The organism is Caballeronia sp. dw_19, from assembly GCF_018449515.1.
GTDB lineage: Bacteria > Pseudomonadota > Gammaproteobacteria > Burkholderiales > Burkholderiaceae > Caballeronia.
In genome coordinates this window covers 18,863-43,812 of sequence record NZ_JAAVUQ010000042.1, presented here as the reverse complement: position 1 = coordinate 43,812, position 24,950 = coordinate 18,863, and the positions used below count along the sequence as shown (strand labels likewise).

Sequence of the window (24,950 nt, the reverse complement as noted above, 5' to 3'; positions counted from 1 at the left end):
CGCCGCTAGATACGCTCGTTCTTGCAATGCCGACTCATGGAAGGGTACCCTCCAACAATATGCAGGACAACTGAATAGAGAATATGCGACGAAGATCGACGGAAAGCCCCGGTCGGACTAAACAGCCGTTGTGAACCCGGAGCGGTCTGGCTGTGCACCACGGCCGCCGCGTCAGATCGTCGTTCTCTCGCCCGACTTCCATTGGCTCGGACTGGATATCCACCGCTCACCTACAAACCCTACCTTCCTGCTATGTCGGTCGGCCTTTGAACGACTCCGACCCGGCCGAAAGGAAGTATGTGTTTATAGTCGCGAGTGACAACGCTTCAACTACTCGAAGTACAGCGCGACGCGGTCCGTCGTCCAGGTTGCTACGCCAGTGCCGAAAAAATCAGCATCTTCCGTCCAAACAGGGCATCCAATTATCATCGCACACGCAAGAACAGGCCAGTCATCGGCGTCTCTTCGCTCAATGCGCTGCAGGGCCTTCCGCTTCATGTCGAGATAAATGTCGGCATCAATGACCTGAACGACTGAAACCAGATTGTCGAGTACCTGCATGGCAGCTTCACTCGGAATACCACGCTTCTTCAGCAGTGGGGGTAGATACTTTCTGGCGTCAGCATAAGCAACATCAGGGGCGAAAAATCTGACTGCAACAGCGTGTTCGACTATAAGTTCGCGCACTCGCTTGCCGAGGACAGCGCGAATCAAAATATTTGCATCTAGAACGATCGCCTTGTTACTCATGCAGTTTTCGCGTGCGCCTTTTTGCGGTCGCCGGCGGGCCTGCGAGCTGCCTTGAAATCGGACACGATTGCTTCAACATCAACGCCCTGCTCTGCAAGAAGCCGATCCAACGTCCTGCCTGCTTTTTTCAGAGCTGCAATATCCCCTTCGTTCTGACCTTGTGCCGGAATGAAGTAGCCTACCGTCTGCCCGTGACGTGTGACAGCCACCGGCGTGCTCGCGGCAATATACTCTGCCAGATCCGCCCGGAATTCCCGGATACCAACCTTGATTGTTTCCATGATCTCGCCTCCACGAATGGCGCCTGATTGTGAATCTGTGTGTACACATTTTACGCTGAGCGTGCCCTGGATGCAAGGCCGGTCGGTGCGGGCGCTCGCGCCCAGCCGACAAGCTGGCCTGGACGTAGGCAGGGCGATCGTCTCAGATATTCGCGTTTCGAAAGCGAGGACTGGTTATTGCCGAAAAGAGACGCTCTGACACCGCTAGCGATCCGCGAATCAGCCTACCGTGAAAGACCTGTTGAACGTTTAACAGACGGACTGGTTCGGGCACGCTCCACAGCCAGCCGTCAAATATTGGGATTCACTTTGCCGGATAGGGGAATTCACAGTGGGCCGAAATAAGGTGCTCGCCCATGGTCCTTCCAGTTGCTTGCGGAAGGTCTAAGCGGCGCCGGCTGCGGGACTCTTTGGTGGGGCAGAATCGACAATGAGCCTGGGGTATCGATTCCGGACGATCGGAAGTTATCCCCACGAAGCCCTAGTCCTGAAAAGCAAAACTCCGCTGCACGCGGGTTTTCAGGACACTGCTGGACTGTGATTGTCCCCAGCCGGTCCCCAAGGGGACGCAGCGCGCGCAAATGACTGTGAACTCGGAAAATTCTGGTGGGCCGGGTGGGATTCGAACCCACTATCGGTCGATTATGAGTCGACAGCTTATACCAATTAAGCTTCCGGCCCTTTTGCAGGAAAACGCCCTGCCGCGAGTAGACGCGCTCAAGGAAGACGTCGAGCGACGCTTCCGGCACGCAGCGAATTCTATCCGACTGCACTCGCGAAGGTCTGCGAGTTTGCCTTGAAACGGCCTATAAAACAAGCGCGGCGGACCATTCGGCCCGCCGCGCTTGACTCATCAACCAGACATCAATTCCCTTCCAGGAACGACTTCAGCTTGTCCGAACGGCTCGGATGACGAAGCTTGCGCAGCGCCTTGGCCTCGATCTGGCGAATCCGCTCGCGCGTCACATCGAACTGCTTGCCCACTTCCTCGAGCGTGTGGTCCGTGCTCATCTCAATACCGAAACGCATCCGCAACACCTTCGCCTCGCGCGGCGTCAGCGAATCGAGCACGTCCTTCACCACGTCGCGCATGCTGGCATGCAGCGCGGCGTCGGCCGGCGCCACCGTATTCGTATCTTCGATAAAGTCGCCAAGATGCGAATCGTCGTCGTCACCGATCGGCGTTTCCATGGAGATCGGCTCCTTCGCGATCTTCATGATCTTGCGGATCTTGTCTTCCGGCATTTCCATCTTTTCAGCAAGCGTTGCCGGATCCGGCTCAAGACCGGTTTCCTGCAGGATCTGCCGCGAAATACGGTTCATCTTGTTGATCGTTTCGATCATGTGAACCGGAATCCGGATGGTGCGCGCCTGGTCGGCGATCGAACGCGTGATGGCCTGACGAATCCACCACGTGGCGTACGTCGAGAACTTATAACCACGCCGATATTCGAACTTGTCCACCGCCTTCATCAAACCAATGTTGCCTTCCTGGATTAGATCCAGGAATTGCAGGCCGCGGTTCGTGTACTTCTTGGCAATCGAAATCACGAGACGCAAGTTCGCTTCCGTCATTTCACGTTTCGCCTGACGCGCCTTCAACTCGCCGGCCGCCATCTGGCGGTTGGTTTCCTTCAGGTCCTTCAACGGCAACACAACACGCGCCTGCAAGTCGAGCAAACGTTGCTGCTGTTCGCGAATCGCCGGAACGTTACGCGCGAGAATCACGCTATAGCCATGATTCTCGGCCACGACCTTCTCCGACCACTCGAGATCCGTTTCGCTGCCCGGAAAGCGCGCGATAAATTCGGCACGCGGCATACCGCATTTATCGACAACGGTATGCAGGATCTGACGCTCCACCTGACGGACTTCGTCCACTTGCGCACGCAACGTGTCGCACAGACGCTCGACAGTCCGCGCGGTAAAGCGGATGGTCATCAGCTCGCTCTGAATGGCTTCTTGCGCCTTCAAATAAGCCTTCGATTTATAACCTTCCTTCTCATACGCACGGCGCATCTTGTCGAACCACTCGCTGATCAGCGAGAACTTCTCCAGCGACGCACGCTTGAGCGCTTCCAACTGCGCAGCGTTGGCGTTGGCCTGAGCCGTGGTTTCGTCGACTTCTTCCTCGTCCTCACTCGCCTCTTCCTCTTCTTCCTCTTCGCTTTCGATAGCTTCCGCTTCCTGCTCGGAGAAACCGTCGGCGTCGGCGGCGTTCGGGTCGATCAGGCCGTCGACCAGTTCGTCCACGCGCGTTTCTTCGTTCTGCACGCGCTCAGCCATGGCCAGAATGTCAGCGATAGTCGTCGGGCAAGCAGAAATGGCCATGACCATGTGCTTGAGGCCGTCTTCAATCCGCTTCGCGATCTCGATTTCGCCTTCGCGCGTCAGCAGTTCGACGGTACCCATTTCACGCATGTACATGCGGACCGGGTCGGTCGTGCGGCCGAATTCGGAGTCGACAGTGGAAAGCGCGACTTCGGCTTCTTCTTCAACTTCATCGTCCGATGAAGCCGCCGGGGCGTTGTCGTTGAGGAGCAGCGTTTCAGCGTCGGGCGCTTGCTCGTAGACCGCCACGCCCATGTCGTTGAACGTGCTGATGATCCCTTCGATAGCTTCCGTTTCCGTGAAGTTATCGGGCAGGTGATCGTTGATTTCAGCGTAGGTCAGGAAGCCGCGTTCCTTGCCGAGCTTGATCAGCGCGCGCAGCTTCGCACGCCGCTCTTCGAGCTCTTCAACCGTACCGGGCGCGCTCGAGGCGAACGCGTCCTTCAACAGCGCTTTTTCCTTCGCACGCCGGTCGCGCGCCTTGACCTTTTCGACCTTGGCCGGAGGCGCGGCTACAGTATCCGCAGCGGGGGCCACGGCCGGGTCGGCCTGCACGTTTTGCGTTGCGTCGTCATCGACGGGTACTTCGTTCAGCTTTTTCGTCATGGAGTTCGCCGTACCGGCTTTAGTCTCGACTCGCGGCTGCTGGACGACAGCCGATGGAACCGTAGATACAGAATATGCGCGCGCTGCCTTGTCCTGCGACCCCTTGGCAGTGCGTCGCCCCGAGTCCTGCGCCGGCCCCCGCTTCACGACGCGCACGCGAGCCAGCTTCGACCCCTGCTTCGTGTTGCGTTTCCGGCCCGCATTAGCAGCCGCTTCCGTTGCACTCGCTTGCTTGCCGGCCGGAGTTCCGGCCTTGCCACTCCTGCCAGTCTCGCCTGCTATCAGGCCAACCTGCTCCTTCGACTGACCCGGCGTCTTCTTGCCCACCGGCCTCACGACCTTCGCCGTTCTGACCGGCCCTGTAGACCCGCTAGGGCCTTTAGACCTGTTACTCACTGCCGACGCAACCGGGGGTTTTTTGCTTGCACCCGATGGAGGAGAGGGAATGGCGATCGCTCGGGCCTTCGACACTCCGGGGGAAGGAACTGACCGGCTATGGGCCACTGCCCGTTTCGACTCGCTTGAGCCGCGTACCGTCGTTTTCTTCCCGCTAGCAGTCTTAACCATGCGTGCCTCACCTCTTTCGCAAATGAGCACAAAAAGTCAAAAAACAACTTGCTGAAAATCTTTAATTGTAGCATGTAGGTCTTAAATGTCCCGACTCACCCCGCGCAAGGCCTTAATTTGAGCAGCTTTAGCCGATAAATCCGAAAATTCGGCAATTTCTTCCGCAGTCAAGCTCGATTGCTGCGCCAGTTGATCCAGCCGGTTCCTATAGCTGTCGTGACGCAGCTTGACAACCGTTGCATGCAACTCTTCCGCGAGCAGCTTTTTCTGCTCCTGTACGCGTTCATTGGCGCCTTCGTCGGCCGGATCGCGCATCAACAGATCCCGTACATTTTCATCATAGGCGAGAATTTCCTGGAAGATATCCTCGTAAGTCGGGGCATTTGCGGCGTTGCGCAACAGATCCGACAGCATCTGGAATTCCGCCGTTTCTCCCAGTTCCCGCGCATGCCCGATCACCTCGCTGAACAACTCGCCGTGCTCGGTCATGGTGATCAGCGTCTGCTCGCTTTCGTGATCGAGCGTGGCGTAAATGGCCGGGTACATCACCAGATTACGCAATGCACGCTGCTCATGACCCTTTACGCGACGACGCTCGCTCTTCGGCAACGCAGCGCGGGCAACGGCGGCAGCTCGCGAGTCGATGTCACACAATGCCGCGATTTCACCAAACGGTGTATTCAGCCGATCGGCCAGCATGTGCAGGATCTGCACGCGCAACGCGTTCGCCGGTAACGCCTGAAGCAGCGGCTTGGCGTCGAAAAGCGCCTTGGCGCGGCCTTCCGGCTGATCGAGTTCCTTGTCGTTCAGGACTTCGTTCAACAGGAATTGCGACAGCGGCATCGCGCGGTCAACCTGCTCGCCGAAACCGTCAGTGCCGAATTCACGCACGTAACTGTCCGGGTCATGTTCCTTCGGCAGGAACAGGAAGCGGATCGTGCGGTTGTCGGCGGCATGCGGCAGGCAGGCGTCCAGTGCGCGGCGCGCGGCGCGGCGGCCGGCGGAGTCACCATCGAAACTGAACACGACGGTATCTGTCTGACGAAACAACTTCTGTACGTGAACCGGCGTGCAAGCCGTACCCAGCGTAGCAACCGCGTTCGCAAAACCCAATTGCGCCAGCGCAACAACGTCCATATACCCTTCGACGACCAGCGCGTATCCGAGTTCACGAATGGCCAGCCGCGCTTCGAAAAGGCCGTATAACTCGCTGCCCTTGCTGAACAGCGGTGTTTCGGGCGAATTCAGGTACTTCGGCTCGCCGCCGTCGAGCACGCGCCCGCCAAAGCCGATCACATTGCCCTTCACGTTCCGGATAGGGAACATGACGCGTTCGCGGAAGCGGTCGTATCGGCGAGACTGGCCCTGGTTGTCGCTTTTCTCGCTGACGATCACCAGACCCGCTTCCACCAGGTTGTCGTTCTTGTAATCGGGGAATGCCGCTTCGAGGCTCTGCCAGCCGTCCGGCGCGTAGCCGAGCCCGAAGCGCAACGCGATTTCGCCCGTCAGGCCGCGCTTTTTCAAATATTCGATAGCGTTGGGCGCGCCGCGTAATTGCTTGCGATAGAACTCGCAGGCGGTCTGCATGACTTCGGTCAACGCAACGCTGACGGCTTTGCTTGGCGCGGGAGCGTAGCCTTCGCCGCCCGACCCGCCGCCAACTCCACCGCGCATTGACGGTTCTTGCGGCACGGTCAGGCCGCAGGACTGGGCGAGTTCCTTGACTGCTTCGGGGAACGTAAGCCCGGTATGCTCCATGAGAAAGCTGATCGCCGTGCCGTGCGCGCCGCAGCCAAAGCAATGATAGAACTGCTTTGTCGGGCTGACGGTGAACGACGGGCTCTTCTCGTTATGAAACGGGCACAGGCCCATGAAGTTCGCGCCGCCCTTCTTCAATTGGACGAACTTGCCCACCACGTCGACGATATCGACGCGGTTCAGCAAGTCCTGAAGAAACGAATGCGGAATCACTTAGTGAGTTTTCTGGATCAGACTTTCTTAAGTACTTAAGCAGGCTTATTTGGCAAACTCATCTTGCAGGTTTATTTCGCAAGCTTATTTGGCAAGCGCCGCTTTGACCAGCCCAGACACCGCGGTCATATCTGCACGGCCCGCCAGCTTCGGTTTCAGCACGCCCATCACCTTGCCCATGTCCTGTGGTCCGGCAGCGCCGGTTGCCGCCACAGCCGCCTGAATCTCGGCGTCGATGGCTTCATTGGACATCTGCTCGGGCATGTAGGCTGCCAGAACGACCAGCTCGGCTTGCTCCTTCGCCACGAGGTCGTCGCGGCCGGCCGTCTGGAACTGGCTGATCGAGTCCTTGCGCTGCTTGATCATTTTGTCGATGACCGCCGTGATGGCTGCGTCGTCCAGCGTCACGCGCTCGTCGACTTCGCGCTGCTTGATTGCCGCGAGCAGCAGCCGGATGGTGCCGAGGCGATCGGTTTCGCGGGCGCGCATCGCGGTTTTCATGTCGTCGGTGATCTGGTCTTTGAGGCTCATCGCTTGGGAACTCTGCTGGTGCTGTGTTGAGAGAATGCGGACGTCAGCCGTTCATGGCGCTAAAGCAAAAACCCGCTTGGGACGTTTCCTCAAGCGGGATCATGAACGGGGTGATTCGGGTACCTTTGAAGCCGGCCGGCATGACGCCGAGGCAGGGTCCCGAGACAGGTCGAGTCGCCGTTCGCGGCAGGGATCGTCTTCTATCTTCATGGATCACCGCCCGGTTTTCACTCATTTTGCGCTCGCGCCCGCTTGGTGCCGATTGCCGCTACGAACGAAGCAGTATAGCAGGTCGAAATCAGGATTTCCCGGGGGAAACGGCCTTGCACGGATACCCGCCCTTACGGGTGAAAGCCATACTGGTCGTGCCTTTGCGGTTCTAGATGCGAACCAGTTCGGCCGCCGCTTTGCCCGCCGCCACGCCCGAAGCCCATGCCCACTGGAAGTTGTAGCCGCCGAGCCAGCCAGTGACATCGACCGCCTCGCCGATGAAATATAAACCCGCGACGCGCGAACTCATCATGGTCGTCGATGAAAGCTCGCGGGTGTCCACGCCGCCGCGCGTGACCTCAGCCTTCCGGTACCCTTCCGTGCCGTTCGGCGTGAGTGTCCAGCGGGACAGGGATTCGCCGATCTGACGCAGCGTTTTATCGGGGAGATCGGCGAGACGGGCGTCGGCGGGCACGCGCTGCACGTCGAGCCAGGTTTGCGCGAGCCTCGCCGGCACGCGCTCGGCGAGAAACGTGCCGACCTGTTTGCGCGATTCCCGCTTGGCCGCGATCAGTTCGCTGGTGGCATCGACGCCGGGCAACAAATCGATGCAAATAGGCTCCGACGGGTTCCAGTAACTCGAAATCTGCAGCACGCCCGGCCCCGATAAACCGCGGTGCGTGAGCAGCAGGTCCTCGCTGAATTCCCCACGGCTGCGGCCAGCGCCTGCGCTGAGCTCCACAGGCACGGACAATCCGGATAACGCCGCAAACGGCTCCCAGTCGGCAGGCGCGAAGGTCAGCGGCACCAGGGCGGGACGGGTATCAATCAGCTTGTGACCGAATTGCTTCGCCAGCCGATACGCGAAATCCGTCGCGCCGATCTTCGGGATCGACAGGCCGCCGGTTGCTACGACGAGTGCTGCGCTTGAGATCGTGCCGGCGCTGCTGTCGAGGAAAAACCGGGCGCCGTCGTGGCGGATCGACTCGACGGTGACAGGCCGGCGCCAGGTCACGCCGCCCGCGTCGCATTCGGTTTTCAGGAGCTGGATGATCGATTCGCTGGAGTCATCGCAGAAAAGCTGGCCTTTATGTTTCTCATGCCAATCCACGCGATGACGCTTGAGCAGCGCGAGAAAATCCTGCGGTGTGTAGCGAGCAAGCGCAGAGCGGCAAAAATGCGGATTTGCCGACAGGAAGTTGGCCGGTCCGGCATTGATATTCGTGAAATTGCAGCGGCCGCCGCCCGAGATGCGGATTTTTTCCGCGAGCCGTTCGGCATGGTCGATCAGGACCACCCGGCGGCCGTTTTGCGCGGCTACCGCGGCGCACATCATGCCCGCCGCGCCCGCGCCGATGACTGCGATATCGTAGGTTTCCATGGCGCGCATTGTAACGGTTGGTGTGTTTGGGTTCTAACGGGTGAAGCGCGGGCCGTGGTTCATGGTTTGCCGCGGTGCGCGGGTCGCGGTGCGTGGACCAAGGCGTCCACCCCGACTACCGTCCAAAAGCAACGCCATTAGGTGAAACGAAGCCAAACCCGCCCACTGCTATACTTGTCCGTTAATCCAAACACCTCTGCCCCATGCTTGTTCTAGGCATCGAAAGTTCCTGCGACGAAACCGGCCTTGCGCTCTACGACACCGAGCGCGGCCTGCTTTCGCACGCGCTGCATTCGCAAATCGCCATGCACAGGGAATACGGCGGTGTCGTGCCGGAACTGGCCTCTCGCGACCACATCCGCCGGGCATTGCCTCTTCTCGAACAAGTCATGGCGGAAGCCGGCACGGTGCCAACGGATATCGACGCTATTGCATTTACGCAAGGCCCCGGCCTCGCCGGGGCGCTGCTGGTGGGCGCGAGCATCGCCAATGCGCTTGCTATGGCATGGGACCTGCCGACCGTCGGGATTCATCATCTGGAAGGGCATCTGCTGTCGCCGCTGCTGGTGAGCGAGCCGCCGCCGTTTCCGTTCGTCGCGCTATTGGTGTCGGGCGGCCATACGCAATTGATGCGCGTGACCGACGTAGGCGAATATGAAACGCTCGGCGAGACGCTGGATGACGCCGCCGGCGAAGCCTTCGACAAAACCGCGAAATTACTGGGCCTGGGTTATCCGGGCGGCCCGGAAGTCTCGCGGCTCGCCGAATTCGGTACATCCGGCGCAGTTAAACTGCCGCGCCCGATGCTGCATTCCGGCGATCTGGATTTCAGCTTCAGCGGGTTAAAAACCGCGGTACTGACTCACAGCCGCAAGCTTGGCGCGAACATCTGCGAGCAATCGAAAGCGGATCTGGCGCGGGGTTTTGTCGATGCCGCCGTCGATGTGCTGACCACAAAGTCGATCGCTGCGTTAAAGCAGACGGGCCTGAGCCGGCTGGTCGTGGCGGGCGGAGTGGGCGCGAACCGGCAATTGCGCGAGGCACTGTCCGCGGCCGCTAAAAAGCGTCGCTTCGAGGTGCATTACCCGGATTTGTCGCTATGTACCGATAACGGCGCCATGATTGCCCTCGCGGGCGCCTTGCGTCTCGCGCGTTGGCCCGATCAGGCCGTGCGCGATTACGCGTTCACGGTGAAGCCGCGTTGGGATTTGACATCGCTGGCGGCGGCTTAAGGCTTAAGTCTTAAGTAGCCGCAAGCGCTAAAAAACTACCCAACTCGTTCAAACAGCCGCGCCTGAAACCCGCTTGTCATGCTCGATCACGGCGTAGGCGCTGTGATTGTGGATCGACTCGAAGTTCTCGGCTTCCAGCACATACGCCACAATTCGTTCGTCCGCATTCAGCCGCGTGGCGACATCGCGAACCAGGTCTTCAACGAATTTAGGGTTCTCGTAAGCACGCTCGGTCACAAACTTCTCGTCGGGCCGCTTCAGCAAACCCCACAACTCGCACGAGGCTTCTTCTTCCGCGATCCGGATCAAGTCCTCGATCGCGACATCGCCCTTCAGCTCCGCCGCGATAGTCACATGCGAGCGCTGGTTATGCGCGCCGTACTGCGAAATCTGCTTCGAGCACGGGCACAGGCTAGTAACCGGTACGAGCACTTTCAACGATATCCGCGTCTCGCCGTCACGCACCTCACCGGTCAACGTAACCTCGTAATCCATCAGGCTTTGCACGCCGGACACCGGCGCGGTCTTCATGACGAAGTACGGAAACGACACCTCGATACGCCCCGAATGCGCCTCGAGCTTCGCCAGCATCGACGCGAGCATGGTGCGGAATGCAGCCTGGTCGAGCGGCGCGCGGTGTTCGTCGAGTAAAGCGACGAAGCGCGACATGTGCGTGCCTTTTTGATCGGCGGGAAGATGAACGTCGAGATTCCACACGCCAACGCCCGGCTGCAATTCGCCGCTGGACGTCCGGATGGTCAGCGGATATCGAACCGCTTTTACGCCCACACGCTGGATTGGAATCTGCCGGACGTCGAGCGAACTCTGGACATCGGGCATCGCAAAGGCGGGATTCATCTGATTCATTCTTTTTCCTTGTCCGTGGCGTGAATCTCGTCGCGCGAACCTTGACGCGCACGGATGAAACCACCAGACAGGCGTCCCCGACGCCCGTCTTCACCACACGTTCTTCGCGTCAGGCGACGCGTTTCGTCAACTTGCCCGCATCGGTTTCGACGGCACTAGTGGCGCTAGTGATGTTATCGAGAAAGCGCTCGCGAATCGACTTGGCAATGCCAGCACCATCCAGTCCGCACGAAACAAGCAGCTTGACCGGATCGCCGTGATCGATAAATACATCGGGCAAGCCCAGTTGCAGCACGGGCTTGATGACCGCGCTCGCCAACAGGCTTTCCACGCATGCCGAACCCGCGCCGCCCATGATCGCGCCTTCTTCCACGGTCACGAGCGCGTCGTGGGTGGCGGCGAGTTCACGCAGCAATTCGGCGTCGATCGGCTTCACGAAGCGCATGTTCGCAACCGTAGCGTCCAGTTCCTCGGCCGCCGCCAGCGCGGGGGCGACCATGGTCCCGAACGCAAGGATCGCGATGCGCTTGCCGGAACCCACTTTCTGCGTGGACTCACGGCGGATTTCGCCCTTGCCGAGCGGAATCGCGGTCATCTTCTTGACGATCTTCACGCCCGTACCGGCGCCGCGCGGATAACGCACAGCGGACGGATTGGGCTGCTGCAAAGCGGTGTACAGCATTTGACGGCATTCGTTTTCGTCTGAAGCCGCCATCACCGTCATGTTCGGGATGCAGCGCAGGAACGCGAGGTCGTAATTACCCGCGTGCGTCGCGCCGTCCGCGCCCACCAGACCGGCCCGATCGATAGCGAATACCACCGGCAGGTTCTGCAGCGCGACGTCATGGATCAACTGGTCGTAGGCACGCTGCAAGAACGTGGAATAGATTGCGACAACCGGGCGCATGCCGTCGGCGGCGAGACCGCCCGCGAACGTCACAGCGTGTTGTTCCGCGATACCCACATCGAAATAACGATCCGGGAAGCGCTTCTCGAATTCCACCATGCCCGAGCCTTCGCGCATGGCCGGCGTGATGCCGACGACCCGCGAATCCTGCTCGGCAGCGTCGCACAGCCATTCGCCGAAGACCTGCGTATAAGTTTTCTTCGATGGCGCCGTCGACGGCTTGATGCCTTCCGCCGGATTGAACTTGCCGGGACCGTGATAGAGGACCGGATCGGCTTCGGCGAGCTTGTAACCCTGCCCCTTCTTCGTCACGACGTGCAGGAACTGCGGGCCGCGCAATTCCTTGATGTTTTGCAGCGTAGGAATCAGCGATTCCAGATCATGGCCATCAATCGGACCGATGTAGTTAAAGCCGAATTCCTCGAACAACGTGGCCGGAACGATCATGCCCTTCGCGTGTTCCTCGAGCTTGCGCGCGAGGTCCAGCATGGGCGGTGCGACACGCAGCACGCGTTCCACGCCGGCACGCGCCGCCGCGTAGAAACGCCCCGACATCAAGCGCGCGAGATGGCGATTCAACGCGCCCACAGGCGGCGAGATCGACATGTCATTGTCGTTCAGGATCACGAGCAGCGGCACGTCGTCGGCCACGCCGGCATTGTTCATGGCCTCGAACGCCATGCCGGCGGTCATCGCACCGTCGCCGATCACCGCGATCGAATAACGGTTGTCGCCCTGCAGCTTGCTGGCGATTGCCATACCGAGCGCCGCCGAAATCGACGTGCTGGAATGCGCGGTGCCGAAGGTGTCGTATTTCGATTCGCTACGGCGCGGGAAGCCGGAAATGCCGCCGGCCTGGCGCAGCGTCTTCATCTGATCGCGACGGCCGGTCAGGATCTTGTGCGGATAAGTCTGATGACCCACGTCCCAGACAATGCGATCGTGCGGGGTATCGAAGACGTAATGGAGCGCGATCGTCAGTTCGACCGTTCCGAGATTCGACGACAAATGCCCGCCCGTCTGCGACACGCTGTCGAGCACGTAGGCACGCAGTTCTTCGGCCAGCGGTTTTAGTTCGTGGCGGTCCAGGGCGCGCAAGGCGGCCGGATCGTCGATGGTTTTCAGCAAGTCGTACATCGTCGTCCCATTTAGGAAAACTGGCGGAAGCCGTTCGGTTGTTACCCGGCGCTGCTTAAGACAGCATGCGTAAGGTGCCGCAAGTTGCATCAGGCACGCCCGCCGGTCCCGCGTTTTATCGTATGTTTCAGTGCACCCGGTTCACAACCAGGTCAGCCAATTCCCCGAGCCGACCGGCACGCGGGCCAAAGGGCGCGAGCGCGGCGTGCGCATCGCGGCCCAGTTGCGCCGCCAGTTCGCGCGATGCATCGAGCCCGATGATCGACACGTAGGTCGGCTTGTCATCCTTCGCGTCCTTGCCCGCTGTTTTGCCCAGCGTGGCGGAGTCGGCCGTGACGTCGAGAATGTCGTCCACCACCTGAAACGCGAGTCCGACCGCAGCCGCGTAGGCGTCCAGTGCGTTCATGGCGGCTGCATCCGGCGCTTCGCCACAGAGTGCACCCATTCGCACGGCCGCGCGCAGCAACGCGCCGGTTTTCTTGCGATGCATGGTTTCAAGTTCCGGGCGCGACAGCTTGCGGCCCACGCTTTCCAGATCGATTGCCTGGCCGCCCGCCATGCCGATCGAACCGCTTGCCAGCGCCAGTTCACGCGTCAGCGACGCCTGCTGCGCCGCGCTCAGGCCGTTGTCCGCCGTCAGTGCAATGAAAGCTTGCGACTGCAGGGCGTCGCCGACCAATAATGCCGTCGCTTCGTCATATTGCACGTGTACCGTTGGTTTTCCGCGACGCAAAGCGTCGTCGTCCATGGCCGGCATGTCGTCATGCACCAGCGAATACACGTGAATCATCTCGAGCGCCGCGCTCGCCGCTTCCAGTTGCTGCGAACCAGCGCCGGTCAGCTCACCGGCTGCGTGGCACAACAGCGGGCGAACCCGCTTGCCGCCGCCAAGCACCGCGTAGCGCATGGCTTCATGCAGTTTGGCGGGCGCGATGTCCGTTCCCGGCAAGTAATGCTCCAGCGCCGTTTCCACGCGGTCAAGGCTCGCGCGCATCCATTGATCGAAAGTCATAAGTCGTCCCCGTTATCTGCCGTTGTGCCGGCGCCCTGAGTGGCGCGCTGGACCTCGGCGGGCAGCGGTTTTAGTGTGTCGCCGTCGAGCACGCGAACTTGCTGCTCGACCTTCTCTAGTTGTTGCTGGCAAAAGCCGACGAGCGCGGCGCCGCGCCGGTAAGCCGCCAGCGATTCTTCAAGGCTCAGCGCGCCGCCCTCCATGCGCGCCACGAGCCCCTCCAGTTCGGCCAGCGCCGTTTCGTAGTTCTCCGGGAGCGGCGCGTTGTCCGCGCTTGCCGAGCCTTCCTGCGTTGCGGTCTTCGCCATGAATCGTGAGTGTGGTGTCGGATTTTTGGAAACAAGTCGGACATTCTACGGCAAAAGCTGCTTTTCCGACCTTCAGCGTGCTCTTACCCATGCCTGTGGCCTGTCTCAGGCTATCAGCGCCTATCTCCGAAAGTCCGTGAAAAACGCAGCGCCGTGCGGAACTACTCAGCGGGAATTGACCCAAATCAAGGCCCTAAGCGCCCCATTGAGAGGCTTTTCGGTATAATCGCGGGCTCCCTAAATCGAATTTTCGATGGTTGGGTTGTTCACTGCTTTCACGTCTTCACGGGAGTGGGAATGTCCAATCTGAGCAATGCATTGCAACTGAACGCCATTCACAGTCAGTTGCCAGTCACGGCTTACTTTGACGAAGCGCTTCTCAAGCGCGAAATCGACACGCTGTTCAAACGCGGTCCTCGCTATATCGGGCATGAACTCATGGTGCCCGAGGCGGGAAGTTATTTTGCTTTGCCCGGCGAAGGCGAAGGGCGTCTGCTCGTCCGTAATAAACAAGACGAAATCGAGTTGCTCTCGAACGTGTGCCGCCACCGCCAGGCCATCATGCTCAACGGACGCGGCACGGCGGAAAACATCGTGTGTCCGCTGCACCGCTGGACCTACGACCTCGACGGCCAGTTGCTGGGCGCGCCGCATTTCGCCGACAACCCGTGCCTCAACCTCGGCAAATCGCCCTTGCAGAACTGGCAGGGGCTGTTGTTCGAGTCCAGCGGACGCGACGTTGCCGCCGATCTGGCCAAGCTCGGCCCGGCGAAACATTTCGACTTTTCGGGCTTCATGTTCGATCACGTCGAAGTGCACGAATGCAACTACAACTGGAAGAGCTTTATCGAGGTATACCTCGAGGATTATCACGTCGCGCCGTTCCATCCGGGCCTGGGGAGCTTTGTTTCCTGCGATGACCTGACGTGGGAATTCGGCGACTGGTATAGCGTTCAGACGGTTGGCGTGCACAAGAACCTGGAAAAACCCGGTAGCCCGACGTACCGCAAGTGGCACGACGAAGTGCTCCGTTTTCGCGACGGCAAACCGCCCGAATTCGGCGCGATCTGGATGGTGTATTACCCGGGCATCATGATCGAGTGGTATCCGCATGTGCTCGTGGTGTCGTGGCTGATTCCGCAGGGTCCGCAGAAGACCACGAATATCGTCGAGTTCTATTACCCGGAGGAAATCGCGCTGTTCGAGCGTGACTTCATCGAGGCGGAACGGGCGGCGTATATGGAAACGGCGCGTGAGGACGATGAGATCGCCGAGCGCATGGACGCCGGAAGGCGCGCGCTGATGAATCGCGGCGAGTCGCAAGTCGGGCCGTATCAGAGCCCGATGGAGTCAGGGATGCAGCACTTCCATGAGTTCTTGCGACGGCAGTTGGGCGAGATTTGAGGGGATGCGGTTTGAATAAGAAAGACGGGCTTAGGTCCGTCTTTTTTGTTTAGACTTGAAACTTAACTACCGCAACGCGCCGTCCCTCGGCCCACCAAGCCGCGCGTTCGCTCCGGGAGCTGTCATGCCGCACACGCACCACACCACGCTTATCTCCGCGACCAATCTCGTCGAACGCCTCGCCGCCGCGCCCGGCAACGTGCTGCTCGTCGATTGCCGCTTCGACCTCGCAGCGCCCGAAGCCGGGCAAGCCGCTTACGCAGCGGGACATATTCCGGGCGCGCATTATCTGCATCTCGATCGCGATTTGTCGGGTGCAAAGACCGGCAAGAACGGCCGCCACCCGTTGCCGGAACGCGCGGCGCTGGTCGCCACGCTCAAGCGCCTGGGCCTGAAAGAAGGCCAGCAAGTCGTGACCTACGACGCCCAGGGCGGGATGTACGCGGCACGTCTGTGGTGGCTGTTGCGCTGGCTCGGCCACGATTCCGTCGCGCTGCTCGACGGCGGCCTCAACGCATGGCAAGCGGCCGGCCAGCCCCTCGATACAGCCACCCCACCCGAGTCCGAAGGCACGTTCAAGGCCGGCGCGCCGCTGGCCGTCACGTTCGATGTCGACGCCGTCGTGCGCAACCTGACCACGCACGAGCGTGTGCTGATCGATGCCCGCTCGGCGGACCGGTATCGCGGAGAGAATGAGACGCTCGATCCGGTCGGCGGCCATATTCCGGGCGCGCTGAATCGCTTTTTCAAGGACAACCTGAACGCCGATGGCCGCTTCAAGACCGCGCACGAATTGCGCGAGGCATTTAGCGGGCTGCTCGGGGCGACGTCGCCGGATCGGGTGGTGCTGCAATGCGGCTCGGGCGTGACGGCCTGCCACAACGCACTGGCCATGGAAATCGCCGGCCTGCATGGCGCGGCGCTTTACGGGGGATCGTGGAGCGAATGGTGTGCGGATGCATCGCGACCGGTGGCTGCCGGCGCGGCTGCGTGAGATCTTAGCTCTGCCGGGAGTGAAAGAACGCGCAGCGGTATGAGTGAGAGACTCGCTCTTCGCTCATCGCAAGAACTTGGGACGGTTGCTCTACCAGGAGCGGAGGAAGGCGCAACGGCATAAATGGGCGGCCCCTCACCGCCCATTGCAGGAATCACGCGCCGCGCTGGACAAAACGGCGGCGCGGCCAACTTCACATGCGGTGTTTGAAACAGACAGGATTGCGGCGGCAACGTCCTCCTTCCCGCTCATTTCACCCCGTGCTCCCTGAACCACGCCAGCGTGCGCTTCCAGCCATCTTCCGCATCGGCTTTCCGGTAACTCGGCCGATAATCCGCGAAAAACGCATGCGGCGCGTCGTCATAGACCACAATTTGCGAGCCGCGCGCGACCGCCGGCCCCGTGGCTATTGCCTGCTTCATCTGCTCAAGCGAGTCCTGTGGAATGCTTGGATCGAGCTTGCCGAACAGACCAAGCACCGGCGCTTTCAAGTTTGACGCGAGGTCGAGCGGATTCGCCGGATTGTTCGGCGTCTTGGGCCCCACCACGCGCCCGTACCAGACCACCGCCGCTTTGAGGCGGGGATTGCGCTCGGTATAAAGCCACGTGATCCGGCCGCCCCAGCAAAAACCGGTGATCCCCAGCCGATTCAAATCGCCGCCATGTTCGCCCGCCCAGGCGACGGTCGAGTCGATATCGGAGAGCACCTGGTCATCCGGTACTTTGGAGACGAGTTGATCGTTCAACTGCTGCATCGACGTGAATTTCGACGCATCGCCTTCGCGCACATAAAGATCAGGCGCGACGGCCAGATAACCGAGTTTGGCGAAGCGCCGGCAGACATCGGCAATATGCTCGTGCACGCCGAAAATCTCGTGAATCACGATGATCACCGGCAAGTGCGTCTTGCCTTTCGGCTGCGCCCGGTACGCGGGCACGAGCGTACCGTCGGCGGCCTTGAAGCCGACCGGACCGGCTTCCAGACCGTTGCTATCGGTAATGATGGTTTGCGCGGACACCGGCATCACGCAGGCGGCAAAACCGCTGCCGACCGCGGCCTTGATAAACGTGCGCCGGTTGAACGGGACATGCGGAACGAGGCTGTCGATTTCAGGCGTAAGCATGCAAAGCTCCAGCGGCATGGGCCGCGAAGGACCACTGGCACACGATGCTAGCGAACCAGACGTCCGGTACGGGAACGCCGCGCTACCGGCCGCCAAGCCGAAAGCACGGCAACGACTACGCGATCACTACACGGCAGCCGGCCTTGAAGCGCGCACTGCGCTTCAAGGCCGGCTGCCCATTCTAAACAGCCTCAATGCAGCTTGACGCGCGGCGCGGTGGAGCGCCGCAGCCAGTGCGCGACGGTATCAAGCGCCATGCGCGCCCAGCCATGCAGCGCCGCAATATGCATGCGGTACAGCGACTGATACATGAAACGCGCGAACAGCCCTTCAATCAGCATGTTGCCGCCGATCAACCCGCCCATCAGACTCCCGACCGCGCTGAAATGCCCGAGCGACACCAGCGATCCAAAGTCCCGATACGTGTAGTCGGGCAAGGGCTTGTCTTCAAGCCGGCGCTCCAGCGATTTCAGCAGGAAACTTGCCTGCTGATGCGCGGCCTGCGCACGCGGCGGCACGTTACGTCCTTCCTTCTCGCCGCCGGGCCACGGACACGCGGCGCAATCGCCGAGAGCGAAAATGTTGTCATCGGTTTCGGTTTGCAGCGTGCGGCGCACGATCAACTGCCCGATCCGGTTGGTGGCCAAGCCGTCGAGTTTCGCGAGCACGCCCGGCGCGCGAATACCGGCCGCCCACACGGTCAGATCGGCAGCGATAGTCTTGCCGCTCGCCGTGCGGATGAACCCGCGCGACACTTCGGCCACCGTCTCGCTGGTCATCAGCGCGACGCCAAGCTTGTCCAGCAAGTCGGCGGTTGCGGTGGACACGCGCTCGGGCAGCGCGGGGAGAATGCGCGGCCCGGCTTCAATCAGCACAATGCCGATATCGTGTTTCGGATCGAGCTTGTGCAGCCCGTAAGCGTGCAGCACTTGCGCCGTGTTGCGCAATTCCGCCGATAACTCCACGCCCGTCGCCCCGCCGCCGACAATCGCCACCTGGATCCGCGGCTGCCTTGGCCCGGCATTGGAAGCGCCGGTCGCGTCCGGCTCCGGCGTCCGATACTCCGCGCGAATACACGCCGCGATCAGCCGTTTGCGGAATAACTCGGCCTGATCGACGGTATCGAGGGCGAGCGAATTTTCTTGCGCGCCCTGAACGCCGAAAAAAGCCGTCGTGCTGCCGATCGCCACAATCAACGTGTCGTATTCGAGATCGCGCTGCGGCATCAACTCGCCGGCTTCATCGTCGAGAAGGGGGCCGAGCGTGACGCGTTTGGCCGTCCGGTCGATGCCGAGCAGATCGCCCTGCTGGAATTCGAAACCATGCCAGCGCGCCTGCGCGGCATACGGCAATTCCTGCGAAAACGGGTCCATGCTGCCGGCAGCGACCTCGTGCAGCAAGGGCTTCCAGATGTGCGTGGAATTGCGGTCGATCAGCGTGACTTGCGCACGCGGCTCGCGTTTGCCGTCGGCGCTGCCGAACTTGTCGCCAAGACGCGTGGCCAGTTCAAGCCCGCCCGCTCCGCCGCCGACGATGATGAAACGGTGCATTCAAACTCCCCTATGACATCAATCAAAACTAGCTGGGTAGGCCGACCGACACACTCAGTGCGCCTCTTCCCAGTTATTGCCCACGCCAACTTCGGCCACCAGCGGCACCTTCAGTTTGGCAACGCCGCACATCAACTCCGGCAGGCGCTTGCGGACTTCCGCCAATTCGCCTTCGGGCACTTCGAGCACGAGTTCATCGTGGACCTGCATGATCATCTTGCTTTCAATCTTCGATGCTTCCAGCCAGTCCTGCACCGCGATCATGGAGAGCTTGATGAGGTCGGCAGCGGTGCCTTGCATGGGCGCATTGATAGCGGCACGCTCGGCGCCTTGCCGGCGCGGTCCGCTGCCGCCGTTGATCTCGGGCAACCACAAGCGCCGCCCGAACACGGTCTCCACAAAACCATCGCGCTTCGCCTTCGTGCGCGTTTCTTCCATGTAGTTGGCGACACCCGGATAGCGCTGAAAATACCGGTCGATATAAAGCTTCGCCGCATCGCGCGAAATACCGATATTCGACGCCAATCCAAACGCGCTCATGCCATAGATCAAGCCAAAGTTGATGACCTTCGCGATGCGCCGCTGATCGCTCGACACCTCGATAGGCGTGACGCCGAAAATCTCCGAGGCAGTCGCCCGATGCACGTCTTCGCCTTCGGCAAACGAGCGCATGAGCGACGGATCGCCGGAGATATGCGCCATGATCCGCAACTCGATCTGCGAGTAATCCGCCGAAACTATCTTGGCTCCCGGCGGCGCAATGAACGCCTCGCGAATCCGCCGGCCTTCAGCGGTCCGCACAGGGATGTTCTGCAAGTTCGGCTCATTCGATGACAACCGCCCCGTCACCGCCACGGCCTGCGCATAGTTGGTATGCACGCGGCCGGTCTTGGCGTTGACCATGCGCGGCAGTTTGTCGGTGTAAGTGGACTTCAGCTTCGACAAGCCGCGATGTTCCAACAAGATCTTCGGCAGCGGATAATCTTCGGCAAGCTTCTGCAGCACTTCCTCGTCGGTGGAAGGCGCACCGCTCGGGGTCTTCTTGACCACCGGCAATTGCAGTTTCTCGAAGAATATCTGGCCGATCTGTTTCGGCGAACCAAGATTGAATTCGCCGCCCGCGAGCATGTATGCCTCGGCTTCGAGCTGGATCAAACGCGTGGCGATCTGGCCGCTTTGCACACGCAGCAATTCGCCGTCGATCAGCACGCCATTGCGCTCCATCTTGCGCAGCACGCGCGACGTCGGCATTTCAATATCGCGATACACGTAGAGCAATTGCGCTTCATCGGCGAGCTGCGGATAAAGCGCCTGATGCAGCCGCAACGTGATGTCCGCGTCTTCCGCTGCATAGGGCGCGGCCTGCTCCAGCGCCACTTCGTCGAAGCCGATCTGCGATGCGCCCTTGCCCGCCACCTCTTCGTACTTGATGGTCTTCGCGCCCAGATGCCGCAGCGCGAGATTGTCCATGTCGTGCGGCCGATGCGACTCCAGCACATACGACTGCAACAGCGTGTCGTGCTCGACGCCGTTCAATTCAATACCGTAGTTCGCCAGCACCTGCTCGTCGTATTTCATATGCTGGCCGACCTTCTTCTTCGACGGATCCTCAAGCCACGATTTAAGCTTTTGCAGGACTTCGTCGCGCGGCAACTGCAGGGGCGCGTCCGGTCCGCGATGCGCGACCGGAATATACGCCGCATGCCCCGGCTCGACCGACACAGAAAGCCCAACGAGTTGCGCGAGCATGGGGTCGAGCGCGGTCGTTTCGGTATCGAAGGAAGTCAGCTCGGCGGCGTTGATGCGCGCGAGCCATTCATCGAATTGTTCCCACGTCTGCACGGTGTCGTAATGCCGCTCCATTTCCGTGGCCGGCGCGGGTGGCGTGTCGACCGGACCTTCCACCGCGTCCGCAATCTCCACTTCCCGCAGCCAGGTCTTGAAACCGTGGCGCGTGAACAGGTCGCGCAATTCGTCGCGGGCCTCGGGCCGCGCCGGAAGCGTTTCCCCGATCGACACGATCTGCTCCGTCAGGTTGCATTCCGTCTGTACGGTAACGAGCTTTTTCGCCATGGGGAGGAACGGCAAAGCCTTGCGCAGATTGTCTCCCACCGCACCTTTTATCTCGTCCGCGTGTGCCACGATGCCATCAAGGGTTTCGTATTGTGCAAGCCACTTTAACGCCGTCTTCGGCCCGCATTTTTCGACACCCGGTACGTTATCGACCGTATCGCCGATGAGCGAGAGATAGTCGACGATCCGCTCCGGCGGCACGCCGAACTTATTCAGCACCCCGGCGCGATCGAGCGTCTCGTTGGACATCGTATTGATGAGGGTGACATGATCCGTCACAAGCTGCGCCAGATCCTTGTCCCCGGTCGACACGACCACGTTCATGCCGCGCTTTTCGGCGGCAACCGCAAGCGTGCCAATGACGTCGTCGGCCTCCACGCCTTCGATCATCACCAGCGGCCAGCCGAGCGCTCGCACGATCACGTGGATGGGCTCTATCTGTTTCGAGAGGTCCTCGGGCATGGACGCCCGGTTTGCCTTGTAATCTGGATACCAGTCGTCACGAAATGTCTTGCCTTTGGCGTCGAATACGCACGCGCTATACTCTGCGTTGATGTCTTTTCGCAACCGCCGCAGCATGTTGATCATTCCATACAACGCGCCGGTTGGACCGCCGTCAGGGCCGCGTAAATCCGGCATGGCGTGGTAGGCCCGATAGAGATAGCTGGATCCGTCGACCAATAGCAGGGTCTTACCTTCAAGATTAAGTTCTTCAGGCATTATGAACAAAAGAAAAGTGATTCCGAGTCTGCGATCGCTCGCAGATCAAGAGCGCGCGACGGCCAAGAAGGCCCGCGCATCGTGGCAGATGTTTACGATTATGGCAGAGTTTATCGAGGCGACCGAGTACCTGTCGGAGATTCGCCCTGCCATCAGCATCTATGGTTCGGCGCGCCTGAAACCGGAGTCGCCGTATTACAAGCTCACCATGGAAATCGCGCAGAAATTCTCTGACGCCGGCTTCGCCGTCATCTCCGGCGGCGGCCCCGGCATCATGGAGGCGGCCAACAAGGGCGCCCATGCGGGAAAGTCGCCGTCCGTGGGGCTGAACATAGAGTTGCCGCACGAGCAGTCGGGCAACCAGTGGCAGGATATCTCGCTGCGCTTCCGGCATTTCTTCACGCGCAAGGTCACGTTCGTGAAGAACTCGGACGCGGTGGTGGTCATGCCGGGCGGCTTTGGTACGCTTGATGAAATGGCCGAAGTGCTGACGCTGATCCAGACCAAGAAGTCGCGGCATGTCCCCATTGTGCTGGTCGGCGCCGAGTTCTGGGAAGGCTTGCTCTCGTGGTTCCGCAACACGCTGATCCCGACCGGGGTGATCAGCGCGAAGGATCTCGACCTGATGCAGGTGATCGACGATCCGGATCAGGTGCTGGAAGCGGTGCTCCAGTTCTACGAAGACCGCGAGACCGCGGAAGAACAGCCGGCCGAAGGCAAGTCGGACGAAGACCGGATGTTCTATCTTTGATGGTTTGATCGCGGATTCGATAACGTAAGCGCTCAATCAGCGGCTCCTTTCGGAGCCGCTTTTTTGCGTTCTTGGAATGCGTTATTGGAATGCAACTTCCGCAAACCCTCGCAACTTCCGGCTGTGTAGTTTCGATAGCCCGTTCATTCGCAGCAACTCCATCGCCTTGACGCCGATCTGCAAATGCTGATCCACTTGCGCGCGATAAAACTGGTCCGCCATGCCTGGCAATTTCAATTCGCCGTGCAAAGGTTTATCGGAGACGCAAAGCAAGGTTCCGTAAGGCACGCGAAAACGGAATCCATTGGCGGCAATGGTTGCGCTTTCCATATCGAGCGCAATGGCGCGGCTTTGCGACAAACGCTGTACCGGCTCACGGTGATCGCGTAACTCCCAATTACGGTTATCCACGCTCGCCACGGTTCCCGTGCGCATGACGTGCTTCAGATCCACGCCTTCGAGTTTCGTCACTTGCGCGACCGCTTTCTCCAGCGCGACCTGAACTTCAGCCAATGCGGGAATCGGAATCCAGAGCGGCAAGTCTGCGTCGAGCACATGGTCCTCGCGCACATAACCATGCGCCAATACATAGTCGCCCAGACGTTGCGTATTCCTTAATCCTGCGCAATGCCCAAGCATGATCCACGCATGCGGCCGAAGTACCGCGATATGGTCCGTGATCGTCTTCGCATTCGACGGCCCCACGCCAATATTGACCATGGTGATGCCGCTGCCATCGGCACGTTTCAGATGATAGGCGGGCATTTGCGGCAAGCGAGGAGGGGCGACGCCCTGCTGCTCCTCTTGCGAATCACCAAGGTTCTCATTGCCCGTGATCACGTCGCCGGGTTCCACGAACGACGTATATTCGCTTCTATACGCGCGTGTTTCTTCATCATCCGCGCGGGACATGATCTTGCGCCCGAGCTTCACGAATTCATCGATATAAAACTGGTAGTTCGTATAAAGCACATAGTTCTGGAAATGCGTAGGCGAAGTCGCGGTGTAATGCTTCAGCCGATGCAAAGAGAAATCCACCCGCGCCGCCGTGAACAAGGCGAGCGGATGCGGTTCGCCCGGAGCCGGTTCATACGTGCCGTTCACAATGCGATCGTCGAGCAATGCGAGATCGGGCATATCGAAGATATTGCGCATGGCGAGTAGCCGGTCACGATCCAGGTCGCCTTCCAGGTGAATGCCTTCCGCAAACGCGAAGTGAATGGGCACGGGTTGCGCCGACACACCCACCTCAATGCCAACGTGATGATTCTTGGTCAGCAACCGCAATTGCTCGCGATAATAATGGCCGAATAAATCCGGCCGCGTCAGCGTGGTTTCGAATATGCCCGGCCCCGCGACAAAGCCATATGAACGGCGTGAATCGATTTGCGTATTCAACTCGGTACGCACGCGCACGAACGGATAACACGCCCGCACGCGATGTGAAAAAGGTTCATGCTTTCTATAGCGCGCGAACGCGTCGCGCAGGAAAGAGGTGTTGGCTTCGTAGATTGCCGATACCCGCGCGACCGCGGCCACGGGGTCGTCGAAAGACTCCGTGGGGAAGTTGTTGGCAGGCGTGGAATGGCTTGCTTGAGTCCGGTCGTTTGTCATGATCTTCTGCGCTCTTGTGATGAATCGACATTAACACGGAAGAACCACATGCCCATGAACACCCCTCCCGGCGACGCGTTTCTTCAACATGTTCCGCCGCGCCAACACGCTTTCAATGAAACCAGCGCAAAATAAGACTTTTGCGAGGGGCTTAACGTCCCTTTAGTGTCCCTTTAGCGAGTGCGTTTTGCTAAAATCCGGGCACTCATCTGGAGAAACATCATGAAGCCGCTTCAATCTGTCGCCATCGCGGCCATTCTCGCCGCAGCCAGCATGGGCGCCTACGCGCAATCGGCCGTCGCGACGGATGCTCCTCCGGCGCATGTCATGTCGCCTGAAGAGAATGCCGGACTGCCGGACCTGAAGGCCATCAACCGGCCCGCCGCACAAGTCACCTCGAAGGTCGAAATTTCGCCGCCGCGCCTGCCGAGCTACCACGAAGAAAGCACGAACGGCACTGAAATCACCGAGTATCGCGACAAAGGCAAACCGGTTGAAATCGACGTGCGCTCGAACTTCGGCACGCGTTATCAGATGAGCGCGCCCGCCGATACGTCGCCGACCGTACGCGATAATGGCAAGCCCAGCACGCGCCTGCCTTCGTGGAACCTGACGTACTGAGCGCTTAG

At 60.2% G+C, this 24,950-nt stretch carries 19 protein-coding genes and 1 tRNA gene; 5 read left to right on the top strand and 15 right to left on the bottom strand.

All coding sequences use genetic code 11. The features are described from left to right. Positions 1 to 330: 330 nt before the first annotated feature. The 7 genes from HB376_RS34445 to HB376_RS34415 all read right to left on the bottom strand — a co-directional run bounded on the left by HB376_RS34445 (position 331) and on the right by HB376_RS34415 (position 8,628). Positions 331 to 750, bottom strand: a complete 420-nt coding sequence (locus HB376_RS34445; RefSeq protein WP_213768151.1) for a PIN domain-containing protein — start codon at positions 748 to 750, stop codon at positions 331 to 333. After that, positions 747 to 1,031 carry a type II toxin-antitoxin system Phd/YefM family antitoxin gene (locus tag HB376_RS34440; RefSeq protein ID WP_213768150.1) on the bottom strand — a complete coding sequence of 95 codons (285 nt, stop codon included), beginning with the start codon at positions 1,029 to 1,031 and terminating at the stop codon, positions 747 to 749. Before HB376_RS34440 ends, HB376_RS34445 begins: the two co-directional genes overlap by 4 nt. Positions 1,032 to 1,635: 604 nt before the next feature. Then, a tRNA-Ile gene (locus tag HB376_RS34435) sits at positions 1,636 to 1,712 on the bottom strand. Positions 1,713 to 1,895: 183 nt separating this feature from the next. Further along, positions 1,896 to 4,124 (bottom strand): RNA polymerase sigma factor RpoD, encoded by a 2,229-nt coding sequence (rpoD, locus tag HB376_RS34430; protein ID WP_213768184.1) that lies wholly within the window; start codon positions 4,122 to 4,124, stop codon positions 1,896 to 1,898. A 492-nt stretch (positions 4,125 to 4,616) separates the two neighbouring features. After that, a complete protein-coding gene (dnaG, locus tag HB376_RS34425; protein WP_213768148.1) occupies positions 4,617 to 6,506 on the bottom strand; it encodes a DNA primase in 1,890 nt (629 codons plus the stop codon). 84 nt (positions 6,507 to 6,590) lie between these two features. Continuing rightward, on the bottom strand, positions 6,591 to 7,037 hold the full coding sequence (locus HB376_RS34420) for a GatB/YqeY domain-containing protein (protein ID WP_213768146.1): 447 nt from the start codon (positions 7,035 to 7,037) through the stop codon (positions 6,591 to 6,593). A gap of 379 nt (positions 7,038 to 7,416) precedes the next feature. Continuing rightward, positions 7,417 to 8,628 carry an NAD(P)/FAD-dependent oxidoreductase gene (locus tag HB376_RS34415; protein ID WP_213768145.1) on the bottom strand — a complete coding sequence of 404 codons (1,212 nt, stop codon included), beginning with the start codon at positions 8,626 to 8,628 and terminating at the stop codon, positions 7,417 to 7,419. 203 nt (positions 8,629 to 8,831) lie between these two features. Here HB376_RS34415 and tsaD point away from each other — a divergent pair, with 203 nt between their 5' ends. Next, entirely contained in the window at positions 8,832 to 9,860 is a 1,029-nt protein-coding gene (gene tsaD / locus HB376_RS34410) for a tRNA (adenosine(37)-N6)-threonylcarbamoyltransferase complex transferase subunit TsaD (RefSeq protein ID WP_213768144.1), read from the top strand. A gap of 48 nt (positions 9,861 to 9,908) precedes the next feature. Here tsaD and folE2 read toward each other — a convergent pair whose 3' ends face one another. The 4 genes from folE2 to HB376_RS34390 form a co-directional block, all read right to left on the bottom strand. Next, positions 9,909 to 10,727, bottom strand: a complete 819-nt coding sequence (gene folE2 / locus HB376_RS34405; protein ID WP_213768143.1) for a GTP cyclohydrolase FolE2 — start codon at positions 10,725 to 10,727, stop codon at positions 9,909 to 9,911. A gap of 109 nt (positions 10,728 to 10,836) precedes the next feature. After that, positions 10,837 to 12,771 (bottom strand): 1-deoxy-D-xylulose-5-phosphate synthase, encoded by a 1,935-nt coding sequence (gene dxs / locus HB376_RS34400; RefSeq protein ID WP_213768142.1) that lies wholly within the window; start codon positions 12,769 to 12,771, stop codon positions 10,837 to 10,839. Positions 12,772 to 12,898: 127 nt separating this feature from the next. Continuing rightward, positions 12,899 to 13,783, bottom strand: a complete 885-nt coding sequence (locus HB376_RS34395) for a polyprenyl synthetase family protein (RefSeq protein ID WP_213768140.1) — start codon at positions 13,781 to 13,783, stop codon at positions 12,899 to 12,901. Beyond that, positions 13,780 to 14,091, bottom strand: coding sequence for an exodeoxyribonuclease VII small subunit (locus HB376_RS34390; protein ID WP_158935703.1), 312 nt, complete (start codon positions 14,089 to 14,091; stop codon positions 13,780 to 13,782). Before HB376_RS34390 ends, HB376_RS34395 begins: the two co-directional genes overlap by 4 nt. 297 nt (positions 14,092 to 14,388) lie before the next feature. Here HB376_RS34390 and HB376_RS34385 point away from each other — a divergent pair, with 297 nt between their 5' ends. Both HB376_RS34385 and HB376_RS34380 read left to right on the top strand, forming a co-directional pair. Continuing rightward, on the top strand, positions 14,389 to 15,495 hold the full coding sequence (locus tag HB376_RS34385) for an aromatic ring-hydroxylating dioxygenase subunit alpha (protein ID WP_213768138.1): 1,107 nt from the start codon (positions 14,389 to 14,391) through the stop codon (positions 15,493 to 15,495). A gap of 124 nt (positions 15,496 to 15,619) precedes the next feature. Beyond that, on the top strand, positions 15,620 to 16,489 hold the full coding sequence (locus HB376_RS34380) for a sulfurtransferase (RefSeq protein WP_213768136.1): 870 nt from the start codon (positions 15,620 to 15,622) through the stop codon (positions 16,487 to 16,489). Between the two features lie 248 nt (positions 16,490 to 16,737). Here HB376_RS34380 and HB376_RS34375 read toward each other — a convergent pair whose 3' ends face one another. The 3 genes from HB376_RS34375 to polA form a co-directional block, all read right to left on the bottom strand. After that, complete coding sequence (locus HB376_RS34375; RefSeq protein ID WP_213768135.1) at positions 16,738 to 17,613, bottom strand: dienelactone hydrolase family protein; 876 nt, start codon at positions 17,611 to 17,613, stop codon at positions 16,738 to 16,740. Between the two features lie 191 nt (positions 17,614 to 17,804). After that, the gene (locus HB376_RS34370) at positions 17,805 to 19,163 is read right to left on the bottom strand and encodes an NAD(P)/FAD-dependent oxidoreductase (RefSeq protein WP_213768134.1); all 1,359 of its coding nucleotides are present in this window, start codon (positions 19,161 to 19,163) and stop codon (positions 17,805 to 17,807) included. 54 nt (positions 19,164 to 19,217) lie between these two features. Next, entirely contained in the window at positions 19,218 to 21,956 is a 2,739-nt protein-coding gene (gene polA, locus HB376_RS34365; RefSeq protein WP_213768133.1) for a DNA polymerase I, read from the bottom strand. 1 nt (position 21,957) lies between these two features. Between polA and HB376_RS34360 the strand changes: the two genes are divergently transcribed. Beyond that, on the top strand, positions 21,958 to 22,707 hold the full coding sequence (locus tag HB376_RS34360; protein WP_089160369.1) for a TIGR00730 family Rossman fold protein: 750 nt from the start codon (positions 21,958 to 21,960) through the stop codon (positions 22,705 to 22,707). 81 nt (positions 22,708 to 22,788) lie between these two features. Here the strand turns inward: HB376_RS34360 and HB376_RS34355 are convergent, their stop codons facing one another. Next, a complete protein-coding gene (locus HB376_RS34355) occupies positions 22,789 to 24,321 on the bottom strand; it encodes an AMP nucleosidase (protein WP_213768132.1) in 1,533 nt (510 codons plus the stop codon). Between the two features lie 222 nt (positions 24,322 to 24,543). Here HB376_RS34355 and HB376_RS34350 point away from each other — a divergent pair, with 222 nt between their 5' ends. Next, positions 24,544 to 24,942: a hypothetical protein gene (locus tag HB376_RS34350; RefSeq protein WP_213768131.1), complete on the top strand. Its 399-nt coding sequence runs from the start codon at positions 24,544 to 24,546 to the stop codon at positions 24,940 to 24,942. Positions 24,943 to 24,950: the final 8 nt, after the last annotated feature.

What these genes read in the sequence shown, in the direction of transcription:
- HB376_RS34375 (WP_213768135.1), bottom strand. Translation starts at nt 17,613, where the DNA reads ATGCTTACGCCTGAAATCGACAGCCTCGTTCCGCATGTCCCGTTCAAC.
- tsaD (WP_213768144.1), top strand. Translation starts at nt 8,832, where the DNA reads ATGCTTGTTCTAGGCATCGAAAGTTCCTGCGACGAAACCGGCCTTGCG.
- folE2 (WP_213768143.1), bottom strand. Translation starts at nt 10,727, where the DNA reads ATGAATCAGATGAATCCCGCCTTTGCGATGCCCGATGTCCAGAGTTCG.
- HB376_RS34385 (WP_213768138.1), top strand. Translation starts at nt 14,389, where the DNA reads ATGTCCAATCTGAGCAATGCATTGCAACTGAACGCCATTCACAGTCAG.
- polA (WP_213768133.1), bottom strand. Translation starts at nt 21,956, where the DNA reads ATGCCTGAAGAACTTAATCTTGAAGGTAAGACCCTGCTATTGGTCGAC.
- HB376_RS34440 (WP_213768150.1), bottom strand. Translation starts at nt 1,031, where the DNA reads ATGGAAACAATCAAGGTTGGTATCCGGGAATTCCGGGCGGATCTGGCA.
- HB376_RS34360 (WP_089160369.1), top strand. Translation starts at nt 21,958, where the DNA reads ATGAACAAAAGAAAAGTGATTCCGAGTCTGCGATCGCTCGCAGATCAA.
- HB376_RS34370 (WP_213768134.1), bottom strand. Translation starts at nt 19,163, where the DNA reads ATGCACCGTTTCATCATCGTCGGCGGCGGAGCGGGCGGGCTTGAACTG.
- HB376_RS34380 (WP_213768136.1), top strand. Translation starts at nt 15,620, where the DNA reads ATGCCGCACACGCACCACACCACGCTTATCTCCGCGACCAATCTCGTC.
- HB376_RS34445 (WP_213768151.1), bottom strand. Translation starts at nt 750, where the DNA reads ATGAGTAACAAGGCGATCGTTCTAGATGCAAATATTTTGATTCGCGCT.
- HB376_RS34355 (WP_213768132.1), bottom strand. Translation starts at nt 24,321, where the DNA reads ATGACAAACGACCGGACTCAAGCAAGCCATTCCACGCCTGCCAACAAC.
- dxs (WP_213768142.1), bottom strand. Translation starts at nt 12,771, where the DNA reads ATGTACGACTTGCTGAAAACCATCGACGATCCGGCCGCCTTGCGCGCC.
- HB376_RS34350 (WP_213768131.1), top strand. Translation starts at nt 24,544, where the DNA reads ATGAAGCCGCTTCAATCTGTCGCCATCGCGGCCATTCTCGCCGCAGCC.
- HB376_RS34390 (WP_158935703.1), bottom strand. Translation starts at nt 14,091, where the DNA reads ATGGCGAAGACCGCAACGCAGGAAGGCTCGGCAAGCGCGGACAACGCG.
- HB376_RS34415 (WP_213768145.1), bottom strand. Translation starts at nt 8,628, where the DNA reads ATGGAAACCTACGATATCGCAGTCATCGGCGCGGGCGCGGCGGGCATG.
- HB376_RS34395 (WP_213768140.1), bottom strand. Translation starts at nt 13,783, where the DNA reads ATGACTTTCGATCAATGGATGCGCGCGAGCCTTGACCGCGTGGAAACG.
- HB376_RS34420 (WP_213768146.1), bottom strand. Translation starts at nt 7,037, where the DNA reads ATGAGCCTCAAAGACCAGATCACCGACGACATGAAAACCGCGATGCGC.